Source organism: Natronospirillum sp. (assembly GCF_022565775.1).
Lineage (GTDB): Bacteria > Pseudomonadota > Gammaproteobacteria > Pseudomonadales > Natronospirillaceae > Natronospirillum.
In genome coordinates this window covers 1-10,850 of the sequence record NZ_JAIUMC010000102.1, presented here as the reverse complement: position 1 = coordinate 10,850, position 10,850 = coordinate 1, and the positions used below count along the sequence as shown (strand labels likewise).

Annotated in this window: 11 protein-coding genes; 5 read left to right on the top strand and 6 right to left on the bottom strand. The window is 57.1% G+C overall.

The features are described from left to right. Window positions 1–217: 217 nt before the first annotated feature. The gene (locus tag LAT62_RS14350; RefSeq protein WP_293385395.1) at window positions 218–814 is read right to left on the bottom strand and encodes a hypothetical protein; all 597 of its coding nucleotides are present in this window, start codon (window positions 812–814) and stop codon (window positions 218–220) included. Window positions 815–1,118: 304 nt separating this feature from the next. Here LAT62_RS14350 and LAT62_RS14345 point away from each other — a divergent pair, with 304 nt between their 5' ends. Together LAT62_RS14345 and LAT62_RS14340 are read left to right on the top strand one after the other, a co-directional pair. Further along, window positions 1,119–2,087, top strand: a complete 969-nt coding sequence (locus LAT62_RS14345; RefSeq protein WP_293385393.1) for a metallophosphoesterase — start codon at window positions 1,119–1,121, stop codon at window positions 2,085–2,087. A 110-nt stretch (window positions 2,088–2,197) separates the two neighbouring features. Further along, window positions 2,198–2,851, top strand: a complete 654-nt coding sequence (locus tag LAT62_RS14340; RefSeq protein WP_293385390.1) for a HEPN domain-containing protein — start codon at window positions 2,198–2,200, stop codon at window positions 2,849–2,851. Between the two features lie 15 nt (window positions 2,852–2,866). Here LAT62_RS14340 and LAT62_RS14335 read toward each other — a convergent pair whose 3' ends face one another. The 4 genes from LAT62_RS14335 to LAT62_RS14320 all read right to left on the bottom strand — a co-directional run bounded on the left by LAT62_RS14335 (window position 2,867) and on the right by LAT62_RS14320 (window position 6,122). Beyond that, window positions 2,867–5,056, bottom strand: a complete 2,190-nt coding sequence (locus LAT62_RS14335) for a DNA/RNA helicase domain-containing protein (protein ID WP_293385387.1) — start codon at window positions 5,054–5,056, stop codon at window positions 2,867–2,869. Next, complete coding sequence (locus tag LAT62_RS14330; protein WP_293385384.1) at window positions 5,053–5,373, bottom strand: nucleotide pyrophosphohydrolase; 321 nt, start codon at window positions 5,371–5,373, stop codon at window positions 5,053–5,055. Before LAT62_RS14330 ends, LAT62_RS14335 begins: the two co-directional genes overlap by 4 nt. 192 nt (window positions 5,374–5,565) lie before the next feature. Beyond that, window positions 5,566–5,856, bottom strand: coding sequence for a type II toxin-antitoxin system RelE/ParE family toxin (locus tag LAT62_RS14325; protein WP_293385381.1), 291 nt, complete (start codon window positions 5,854–5,856; stop codon window positions 5,566–5,568). Next, window positions 5,844–6,122: a CopG family ribbon-helix-helix protein gene (locus tag LAT62_RS14320; RefSeq protein WP_293385379.1), complete on the bottom strand. Its 279-nt coding sequence runs from the start codon at window positions 6,120–6,122 to the stop codon at window positions 5,844–5,846. Before LAT62_RS14320 ends, LAT62_RS14325 begins: the two co-directional genes overlap by 13 nt. A gap of 189 nt (window positions 6,123–6,311) precedes the next feature. Here LAT62_RS14320 and LAT62_RS14315 point away from each other — a divergent pair, with 189 nt between their 5' ends. After that, a complete protein-coding gene (locus LAT62_RS14315) occupies window positions 6,312–6,848 on the top strand; it encodes a type IV toxin-antitoxin system AbiEi family antitoxin domain-containing protein (RefSeq protein ID WP_293385376.1) in 537 nt (178 codons plus the stop codon). A 191-nt stretch (window positions 6,849–7,039) separates the two neighbouring features. Here the strand turns inward: LAT62_RS14315 and gcvA are convergent, their stop codons facing one another. Then, window positions 7,040–7,924 carry a transcriptional regulator GcvA gene (gene gcvA, locus LAT62_RS14310; RefSeq protein WP_293385373.1) on the bottom strand — a complete coding sequence of 295 codons (885 nt, stop codon included), beginning with the start codon at window positions 7,922–7,924 and terminating at the stop codon, window positions 7,040–7,042. A 109-nt stretch (window positions 7,925–8,033) separates the two neighbouring features. Between gcvA and LAT62_RS14305 the strand changes: the two genes are divergently transcribed. Then, entirely contained in the window at window positions 8,034–9,527 is a 1,494-nt protein-coding gene (locus LAT62_RS14305; protein ID WP_293385370.1) for an aldehyde dehydrogenase family protein, read from the top strand. 17 nt (window positions 9,528–9,544) lie between these two features. Next, window positions 9,545–10,822: an FAD-binding oxidoreductase gene (locus tag LAT62_RS14300; protein WP_293385367.1), complete on the top strand. Its 1,278-nt coding sequence runs from the start codon at window positions 9,545–9,547 to the stop codon at window positions 10,820–10,822. Window positions 10,823–10,850 lie beyond the last annotated feature (28 nt).

Sequence of the window (10,850 nt, the reverse complement as noted above, 5' to 3'; positions counted from 1 at the left end):
GTTGGGGCTATCTGCAGGCCCGCGTCAACGACGAACAGGCCATGCAGTGGTGGCTGCAAAGTCTAGGGGCCACGATTCGGGTGGAAGCTCCAGAACACTGGCGCCACACTCTGCTGGACCAGGCGCGCCAGTTGGTGGGTTGGTACGAACAACAGCAAAACACCAACTGACGCGCACCTTCACACTGCCCCAGTCATTCAGGGTATAGCGGCCTTCTTCAGAACACGAAGCTGAGAGACGCCACCGTGTTGCCGATGAAGGTAATTTCATTGTTCACCGAGCCTAGTCCGGGAAACGTGACTTCTGTCTCTATGCTGGTGCCGAGCGCTTGCAGGCTCACATCCAGAGCGGCTGTGTCGCCAAGCTGATAGTATAGGCCCAATTGACCACCGATCGCGGGGCCGCGAGAGCGAACGCCTTCCAGCTCAACGGTGACAACGCCATCATCGTAGTCTTCGGTGTAGGTCAGCCATGCAAGACCCCCGCTCAAGCCAACATAGGGTTGGAAGGGGCGACTGGTGAACATCCAGTCATGGCCGATACCAAGGAACAGCAGATTGGCATCTTCAAAGACCGAAAATCCAAGCTGGCCATAGGTTCTGTTGCTCTCACGGTCGCTTCCGCCCGCCAGATACAGGAAACCGGCGCTTACGCTGTCTTCTTCAAAAAAGGAAAAGCCCGCGACCTCAGTTTCAGTTTCGGTGAAAACATCGCTGCCACCGAGGCCGATACGGAAAAACTCGTTGGATTCAGCAAGTGCAGAAGTTGAAAGTATGCTCAAAAAAGCAAACGACAGGGGAAGGGAGTACTTCAAGTGGTGATTCCTTCTATGGTAAGTCTTAAGAGCCGATCCCGACTCTTCCCATGAATCGACAACTGTCAGCCGCCGAAAGCTGCACAGTGTTCAGTAAGCATTGCCCGAGGTCAAGAGCAGCGGTTCGAGAAAATCTGAATCAGCCTGGGTCTGGGAAAATTTTTCATCAATAAGGCATGGGCAACTGCGACCTCATATGTCGCAACCCTCGCCTACACTGACCACAGTTCACGCTTGCCTGATCGAATCCCGTTCCCGCAGTATGGAGCCAGGATTCAATACACAACCCACGGAGGGCCTCCCTTTGTACGATCTGATTGGTGATATCCACGGCCACGCCACCGAGTTGAAAGCCTTGCTGCACAAGCTGGGCTACCGCAAGCAGAATGGCGTGTGGCAACACCCCGAACAGCGACAGGTCATCTTCCTGGGTGATTTTGTCGATCGCGGTCCGGAGCAGGTCGAAGTTGTCGACATCGCCCGCAATATGGTCGAGCAGGGCAAGGCGCTCGCGGTCATGGGCAATCATGAATACAACGCCGTTGCTTGGGCGACTGAAGACCCGGAAAACCCCGGTCAATTCCTGCGCAAGCACAACGACAAGAACAGGGACCAACACCAAGCTTTTCTCGAACAGGTTGGCGAAGGCAGCCCACTGCACATGGGCATTATCGACTGGTTCAAAACCCTGCCGCTTTACCTGGGCCTGCCCGAGCTGAGAGTGGTGCATGCCTGTTGGCATCCAAAGCATCTCGCCGTCATGGGCAAGCTGACCGACGACGAAAATCGCCTGCTGCCAGAAGCCTGGATAGACACCGCCCGTAAAGGCAGTGCGGCCTATAACGCACTGGAAACCCTGCTGAAAGGATGGGAAATCTTCCTGCCAGAGGGCTATGTTTTTCACGACGGGGAAGGCAATCCCCGGCACGGCATCCGCACACGATGGTGGGCCGGCGTTTCAGCCAGTTACCGGGATCTGGCCATAGTGCCGGACAAGCAGGTTCACAACATTCCCGATGACCAGCAAGTAAGCGCTGACCAACTCCCCGGCTACGACAACGAGAAACCCCTGTTCGTTGGCCACTACTGGCTGAGAGGCGAGCCTGCGCCCCTGACACCGGCAATTGCCTGCCTGGACTACAGCGTGGTGGATCAGAAGGCCGGCAAGCTCTGCGCCTATCGGTTTGATGCGAACGACGGGCCGCAAAAGCCACTGAGCCGAGAGCGCTTTGTGTGGGTGGAGCGAAATGAGGCCCAATATCCGGGTGTTTGATTGAGTTTCGAACAGGGAGCAACCGACCCATCAAGTTGACGCCGACTGAACTCAGGTCTAGTTTTAGGACTTAACAGCGTCAGATTTTGACTCCAGGGATGGTGAAGTAGATGAACTATCAGACCCTCAAAGACCGCCAGCGCGAGGAACGGCACCAGCATTCGGAAGCACTGGGACTGAGGGTGCATCGCGCCCTGAGCTGGCTCAACCGTGCCGAGCAGTGCAGCGACGAAGACCCAGACGGCCAATTCATCTTTCTCTGGATCGCCTTCAATGCCGCCTATGCCAATGACACTGGCGATATTCGTATTGCAGAGGGAAAACGCTTCAATGAATTTCTGAACCGGTTGGTTGAGCTGGACGATAAGGGCCAACTCGCTGCTTTGACCTGGCAACAGTACCCAAAGGCCATCCGTGTTCTGCTCGACAACGCCTATGTGTTTCAACCCTTCTGGGATCATCTTAATGGTCTCGACAGCGGCCTGTACTGGGAAGAACAATTCAGTAAGGCGAAAGTAGCAGCCAACAAAGCACTGGCGAGCAAGAATACTGGCAAGGTCTTAGCCATTGTATTCAACCGCCTCTACACCCTGCGTAATCAGCTTATCCATGGTGGTGCGACGTGGAACAGCAGGGTCAACAGAGACCAGGTGCGTGACGGCAGTCGAATAATGGCTGACGTCGTGCCAGTGGTGATCGAGATCATGATGGATCATGCCGGGGAGCATTGGGGTGAGGCGTGTTTTCCCGTTGTGGAGTTGTGAATTGATCGCTTGATTTCATTCCTCCAGCAAGCTCAAGAACTCACCCACAACGCGAAAATGCAGATCCGGATCATCTGATACTTCGATGGTCTTGAACTCGGCGTTGAAAGATCTTGGTTTGAGCAAAATCCGCTGATGTTTCCAACCCTGCTCATCCTCTGTCTTGGTGCTCTCATATTCCTTGACGGTATAGCGGGAGCCACTGTCTGAATCAATGGTGTCACTGAACTCCACCAGCACAATCTTGCCGTTGCGGCTGCCGCCGGGATCTCTCCTGAACAGGCAGAGGGCGCCATTGGGAATGATCCGATTCATCGACTCGCCAACAACTTTGCAGGCAAAGTAATCTTCGGTAAGACGTGTGCCCGGTGGCACTGCAGCCCAGTCTTCCTGGTTCACTTGCTGAAGTTCCCCGAATGACCCGGCAGCCGCTTGAAGGTCGAAGACTGGAACAGCGTTGACATAAGGCACCGGCTTCTCGACTTTTGAGGGTTCAGGGCCGGCGTCATTGATATGTGTGGGGATGTGCTGCTTCAGATAATCCCGCAGGTTGTTGTTACATGCATAAACAAACGTACCGCGGATCCCGCGCAGCATGATGGTTTTGTAGATGTTCAGGATGTATTGCTTCAGTTCAGCAGGGTCCTTGATGCTCTGCTTGCCGTTGCGGTCGAAATACTTGTCCTGATCAATGACGATTTCATCGAGTTCACGGTCGTAGCGGATCTCCTCACCGAAAATGATGCCGGCGTAGTTGAGGTCGTATCCCTGAGTGGTATGAATGCAGCCAACTTCGTTTTCTGCCCCGGGTGTGTTGATCCAATCCGTGTTGGTTCTATTCCAGCGCAGCTTCTTGTCACCAATTTCAATGTCGAACAGAGAGGAGTCGTTCTTCGATATCCAAGGCCAGGCAAAGCCGGCAATCAATCGGGACAGGCCATGCTGACGCTCTCTCTCTTCAATGCGGTCAGCCATGTCCTGGATGCTGTCGAATATCTCAAATTCGTACTTTTTTGATTTGAATTGCTGACCTGGTTCGAGCTTCTGGTGCAGCAGATCATCGACGAACTTCGAATAGGCATTGCCAGCGCGGACACGGAATTGGGAACGCAGTGTCTGGACCTGAGTCGTACCTGAATCTTTCAATCGGGCAAAATCAGAGGGGTTTGCATCGGAAGGCTTGATGGACTGGTTTTCATCATAGAAAAACACGGCCTTGTCAGATTGTTGTAGAACCCAATCCACTTCGCTGCAGTTGTGCTTGTCCAGTTGCAGCTTCTCGCAAGCCTTGTCGAAGGTTCCAAAGTAGGCGCCAAGGTTGGTCCGTTTACGCAACCGGTGAGATTCATCGACCAGCACAATGTCATAGTGTTGATTGGCCAGTTCAGCAGGACCGATCACCATTTTTGCACTCAAGCCGGAAATATTGCGGAATGCTTTTTTCAGCGTTTGCCTGAAAGAGGTCATGGGTATTACCAGCGCCATGCTGGGCTTGGGATATCGCGCTCTGAGTTGTTTCAGAAGTTCGCGCAATTCGGCCTCTTCATCGGAGAAATCCTTGAGATCGAGTTCTTCTTCATCACTGTTCAGTAGTTTGAACAGGAAAATAGCCAACACTGATTTTCCGGTGCCCGCGCCCCCTTCGACAACCAGGTTCTTGCAGTCGTCATTCAGCAGGGCGTGCATGATGCCCAGAAGCCCCTGCCGCTGATCGAAGGACAGGGATTTGTAGGGCGAGTATTTGAAAACATCGGAGTTATCTATGGATTCCAGCGAGTGGATGGCAACACCGGCGCCCCGGAGCTTGTCCCAGGTTTCCATGAAGATGTCGGCATAGAGCTCGTCTTTCTGATAGTAGTTGTGGTCTACCAGTCCGAGATTGCCATTCAGAAGCTGGTACTTGCCATCCGCTCCCATGTACTTGATCAGTGTGGATTCGATATCGAGCGTAGCCGACTTGTTGAAGCGTTCACTGCTGACCAGATGCGCAACGGTGAGGCTTTGCTTCTTGTCGTTTTTCAGGTGCGTCCTGAGACGAGTAAGCGTATCGGTGGTTTCTCCAATGTAGGCACGCTTGGTGGCATCGTCACTCAGAATATAGACGAGAGGCCATTGATTGCCGGCGTAGTGGTCGTCACTGATCAAGTCCAGTGATTGCTGGGAGAAAGGGTAGCGGCGAACTTCAACATGACGCTGCTCAGTCATAACTCATCGTATTTCCTGGAGGTACCTTTCGCCTTGTCGACAGGATACTTTTTTGCGTTCTTTCCGATCTTGTCGAGGACAATTTCGCGAACGTCGAAATCGTAGGCGTCTGCCAGCAATAGTGCGAAAGCAAAGACGTCGGCCAGTTCTTCTTTGACCTTCTCTCTCTCTGCTTCTTCTGGTGTTTTCCAGAGAAAGGCTTCAAGTAATTCACCGCTCTCGATGCTGAGCGCCAGAGCGAGATCCTTGGGGTTGTGGAATTGCTTCCAATCCCGCTCATCGCGGAACTGCTTCAACTGTTCTATGAGTTCGTCCATAACGTGCCACTGCACCGGAATTGCCAAATAGAGTTGTAGTCATACTAACTGGCATGAATTTGTTGCACTAGCCCTTGGGTCAAGTCAGGTGGATTGGCAGAGGGATCAGCTTGTAAGGATTTTTGCAAATTCGGCGTGAGGGTGAACGCTTTGAAACAATGCGAGTAAACTCGAAGCTGCGCTGGCTCTTCCTCAAAAGCCGGCCTCCTTTTGGTGACGGACAGCCAGCACCACCACCGTATCTCCGTCCCGGCGATATCTTGCAATGTAGCCGCTATCGCCAAAATCGATCAACCAGTCACGGTACTCCTCCGCCAGGCCCTCGATCGGGCGACCGATAGTCGGAAATTTCCCCAACTCCTGGATGCCATGAATGATCGCGCTGGCTGCTTTATCGGCTGCCGCCGGGCTTTTCTGTTGCAGGAACTCGCGCAGTCGCTCAAGATCCTGAATGGCTCTCGGGGTAAAAATTATTTGTGGCATTGGGGCGCGGGCACCTCATCCTCTTTTCCCCAGCTGCCTAGCCATTTTTCAACCTCCTCGGCGGTCGCATGCAATCCGGTCGCCTGATACTCTTCCCAGGCGTTCAGCGCATCTTGCCTGAAGGCCTCCCGCCGTTCTTCTCGCTCTACATACTGCTCAATCGCCTCGCGCATCAGCCAATGCGCCGAACGCTGCCGAGCATTGGCCAAATGCTGAATTCGCCCCTTCAGATCATCATCGAGCTTGATGGATGTTGGGCTTGCCATTTTTAACTCCGTAGTAAAAGGTATTACCTATAAATACTCTAGTTCGGTACGCACACAATGTCTATGAACAATACACGTGAAACAACCGTATTCAGGATGAGTTCCGCCTTACGGCCTTGACGACCTCCCGGTACACAATTATATTAAGTGGACATATTAGACGGTTAATTGCGACCCTTTTGACCACTTATGGATCAAGCCACCGCCCTGAAACGATTTAGCCAGTGGGACCGCCAGGGTCGCTTTGTGTTTACCTTGGCTGATCTGGCCAAGCTGTTCCACGAAGACAGCGCTCGGGCCCTGAAGGATGGCCTGCGGCGGCTGGTGGCGGAGGGCTTGCTGGAGCGACCGGCGCGTGGGGTCTATCTCTATGCCCTCGCTCATAGTCGAGACAGTGACATGATCGAGCATATCGCCCGAGCGTTGCGTCGAGGTGAATACAACTACGTCAGCCTTGAATCGGCTTTGAGTGAGTATGGTGCCATATCCCAAGTGCCGCTGGACCGACTTACGGTGATGACCACGGGCCGCAAGGGTGTCTACAAGACACCTTACGGCACCATCGAGTTTGTGCATACCAAGCGTTCGGTTGGCGAGTTGTTAAAACGAATGAACGACGTCGGTAGGCCCTTGCAACTGGCCACCCTTCAGGCGGCCTGGAGTGACCTGAAGCGGGTCGGGCGCAATACTCATCTGGTAGACGAGTCGGTGATTGATGATGAATAACAGGGTCGACTTTGAACAGTTAACTCGGCGGACCTTGGGCCGTAGTGAATTTTTAGCGATGCTGGCACGCGAGACTGAGCAAATGTTGACGGAACTGCAGCGACAACTGGGAGGAATGCGCGGCACCACCGAGTTCGAAATGTAAGCGCTGACTGCAGGCCGAAAGTTCATCCCACCTGCCCTGGGTCTGATCAACACCGCTCCCGAATCCACTCCCGCAAGGCCCGGATCTTCTCCAGCTCGAACTTGTGTTCCGGGATCGCCATGTAGTAGCTGCCGGTGCCCGTCATGGGTGCATCCCAGGGAATCACCAGCTTGCCTTCGTCCAGTTCTTCCTGCACCAGAAAATCCGGCACCAGGGCCAGGCCGCAGCCGGCACGGGCGGCGCTGATGACCATCTCGAAGCTGTCGAACCGCGGGCCGTAGTAGCTGTGTTCACTGTACAGGCCCTGGGTGCGGAACCAGTCGTGCCATTGTTCTGGCCGTGAGGCCATCTGCAGCAGCACATGTCGCAGCAGGTCGTCCGGTTGCTGCAGGGGCGCCTGGGTTAGCAGGCCGGGGGCGCAGACGGGGATCAGGCGTTCCTCGCGCAGGGCAATGCATTCCGCCTTGGGCCATACGCCCTGGCCAAAGAAGAAAGCCACGTCGATGTTGGCCTGGTCCAGGTCAATGGGTTCGGCCCGGTTGCTGATGTTGAGCACGATGCCGGGGTGCTGAAAGCGGAATCCGTTGAGCCGGGGCATCAGCCAGCGCGCGCCGAAGGTGGGTAGTGTGCTCAGGTTCAGCACCTCATTCTCGCCACCATAGGCCTGCATGTAGCGGGTCGATGCTTCGACCTGGTTCAGCACCTGACGCACGTCGGCCAGATACAGCATGCCTTCTGTGGTCAGTTGCAGCCGGCGGCGCACGCGCCGGAACAGCGGGTGTTCCAGTATGGCCTCCAACTGGGCCACCTGTTTGCTGACCGCACTCTGGGTCAGGTTCAGTTCTTCGGCGGCGCGGGTGAAGCTGAGATGGCGGGCCGCGGATTCGAAGCATTGCATGGCTGACAGGGTGGGCAGGTGGCGACGAGTCACAGCGCTTCATCCATGAAAAAAAGGAATGATCTTCATCATAATGATCGTTTGAGCCCGTGCAAAGGCGCGTTCTACTCTGGTTCAGTCATTTTATGAAGGGGAGAGCACCATGATCGACGACCTGATGCAACGCCTGGGTGTGCCGGACAGTCTTTACCGAGGTGGCAACCTCAAAGTGGTCACACCTGTGGATGGCCGGGTGATCGGTGAGCCCACCTTGCACACGGCGGAGCAGCTCCGGCAGCAGATCGAGCAGGCGCAGCGGGCGTTCGAGCAGTGGCGTCAGGTGCCGGGGCCGCGTCGGGGTGAACTGGTGCGCCTGTTTGGCGACGAGTTGCGCCAGCACAAGGAGGACCTGGGCAGGCTGGTCACCCTGGAGTGCGGCAAGATCTATCAGGAAGGCCTGGGCGAAGTACAGGAGATGATCGACATCTGCGATCTGGCGGTCGGTCAGTCGCGCCAGTTGTTCGGTCTGACCATTGCCTCGGAACGGCCCGGCCATCATATGCGCGAAAGCTGGCATCCGCTGGGTCCGGTCGGCCTGATAACGGCGTTCAACTTTCCCGTGGCGCCCTGGGCCTGGAATGCGGCGCTGGCGCTGGTCTGCGGCAACAGCCTGATCTGGAAGCCCTCTCCGAAAACACCGCTGACCGCACTGGCCTGCCAGGCGCTGCTGGAAAAGGCCATGACCCGGTTCGGGTCTGATGCACCAACGCATCTGAGTCAGGTGGTGCTGGGTGATGTCGATCTGGGCGAAATACTGGTGAATGACCGCCGCGTGGCCCTGATCAGTGCCACCGGCAGCACCCGCATGGGTCGTGTCGTGGCGCCGCGTGTGGCCAGCCGTTTTGGCCGCTGCATACTGGAGCTGGGCGGCAACAACGCCATGATCATGACGCCCAGTGCCGATCTGGATATGGCGGTGCGGGCGATACTCTTCTCTGCAGTCGGCACGGCCGGTCAGCGCTGCACCACCCTGCGTCGCCTGATCGTGCATCGCAATATTCAGCAGGAGGTGACCGAGCGGTTGCGTGCTGCTTACGCCGGCATTCGCATTGGTGACCCGCTGGCGGACAACCTGGTCGGCCCGCTGATCGACCAGCAGGCCTTCGATCAGATGCAGAAGGCGCTCGCCACGGCTCGCAGCAAAGGTTATACCGTCACCGGTGGAGACCGTGTGCTGGCGGCGGAATACCCCGATGCCTATTACGTGGAACCGGCCATTGTCGAAGTGCCCGAGCAGGATGACCTGGTGCGCGAGGAGACGTTCGCGCCCATTCTGTATGTGATGCCCTATGAGTCTTTCGACTCTGCCATCACGATGCAGAATGATGTGCCGCAGGGTCTGTCGTCCTGTGTATTTACCACCGATGTACGCGAAGCGGAGCAGTTTGTGTCGGCCACTGGCAGCGACTGTGGTATTGCCAACATCAACATCGGGCCCAGCGGGGCGGAGATCGGCGGGGCCTTTGGCGGCGAGAAGGACACCGGCGGCGGCCGGGAATCCGGCTCGGATGTCTGGAAGAGCTACATGCGCCGGCAGACCAATACGGTGAACTATTCACGTGAACTGCCGCTGGCGCAGGGCATTCAGTTCGACTGAGAGCACGGGAGGGTCCCATGCAAGCGCACTGTATCTGGGAGACCGACTGTCGGGAACCGGAGCCCTCAGGGCCGCAATTGAAGGCGTCGATGACGACCGATGTCTGCGTGATCGGCGGCGGCATCACCGGGTTGTCGACGGCGCTGCATCTGGCCGAGCAGGGGGCTTCGGTGGTGGTACTGGAGGCTCAGCAGATCGGCGCCGGCGGCTCGGGCCGCAATGTGGGGCTGGTCAATGCCGGCTTGTGGATCCCGCCCGATGACATCACGGACACGCTGGGGCAGGCCGATGGCGAGCGGGTCAACGCCGTTCTTGGAAAGGCGCCACAGCGGGTGTTCGAGCTGATCGAACGCCACCGGATACAGTGCGATGCCACCCGCACCGGTACCCTGCACCTGGCGCACAGCGCCAAGGCTGTCGGCGAGCTGGAGAGGCGGCAGCAGCAGTTCTGTCAGCGCGGTGCCCCGGTGACGCTGCTGCGCGGTGCGGAATGCGAACGTCTACTCGGCACGAACAAGGTACCGGCAGCGCTGCTGGACGCCCGCGCCGGCACCATCAACCCGCTGGGGTATACGCGCGGCCTGGCCCGAGTGGCCGAGCAGGCGGGCGCGATGCTGTACAGTCACAGTGGCGCGCAGGGGCTGGAACGAACCCCTCAGGGCTGGTCGATTCCCACCGCTGAAGGGCGTGTGCAGGCACAGCAGGTGGTGCTGGCGACCAATGCCTACACCGAAGCAGCCTGGAATGTGGTCCAGAAGCACTGTTTTCCCGGGTATTTTTATCAGGTCGCGTCAGAACCGCTGGAAGGCGCAGCCGCGGACGCCATACTGCCCGAGCGCCAGGGCTGCTGGGACACCCGCACGGTGCTCAGCAGCATTCGCCGAGATGCACACGGGCGCCTGATCCTGGGCAGCCTGGGGCGGGGGGACACCAAGCCCGAGGCGTTCGTGCGAGCCTGGGCCAACCGCATTCAGCGGCACTATTTCCCTCAACTGGGGCGAGTGCGTTGGCAAACTACCTGGACCGGTCGCATTGCCTTTACCCCGGAGCACACGCTGCGCGTGTTCTCTCCTGCGGAAGGTTTGCTGGCGGTCACCGGCTACAACGGACGCGGCAACACCACCGGCACCATGGTCGGCCAGGGTCTGGCCAACTGGATATTGCACGGCAAGGACGATGACTTGCCCCTGCCCATCCGGGACTCGGATCCCGTCACCGGTATACCGCTGCGCAGCCTGGCCTATGAATCGGGCTTCACGCTGTATCACGCCGGGCAGTGTCTCAGGGTGGTGTGAGCCTTGTTCACTTATTCGTTTTCACCTG

What these genes read in the sequence shown, in the direction of transcription:
- LAT62_RS14305 (WP_293385370.1), top strand. Translation starts at nt 8,034, where the DNA reads ATGATCGACGACCTGATGCAACGCCTGGGTGTGCCGGACAGTCTTTAC.
- LAT62_RS14325 (WP_293385381.1), bottom strand. Translation starts at nt 5,856, where the DNA reads ATGCCACAAATAATTTTTACCCCGAGAGCCATTCAGGATCTTGAGCGA.
- LAT62_RS14320 (WP_293385379.1), bottom strand. Translation starts at nt 6,122, where the DNA reads ATGGCAAGCCCAACATCCATCAAGCTCGATGATGATCTGAAGGGGCGA.
- LAT62_RS14340 (WP_293385390.1), top strand. Translation starts at nt 2,198, where the DNA reads ATGAACTATCAGACCCTCAAAGACCGCCAGCGCGAGGAACGGCACCAG.
- LAT62_RS14300 (WP_293385367.1), top strand. Translation starts at nt 9,545, where the DNA reads ATGCAAGCGCACTGTATCTGGGAGACCGACTGTCGGGAACCGGAGCCC.
- LAT62_RS14315 (WP_293385376.1), top strand. Translation starts at nt 6,312, where the DNA reads ATGGATCAAGCCACCGCCCTGAAACGATTTAGCCAGTGGGACCGCCAG.
- LAT62_RS14330 (WP_293385384.1), bottom strand. Translation starts at nt 5,373, where the DNA reads ATGGACGAACTCATAGAACAGTTGAAGCAGTTCCGCGATGAGCGGGAT.
- LAT62_RS14335 (WP_293385387.1), bottom strand. Translation starts at nt 5,056, where the DNA reads ATGACTGAGCAGCGTCATGTTGAAGTTCGCCGCTACCCTTTCTCCCAG.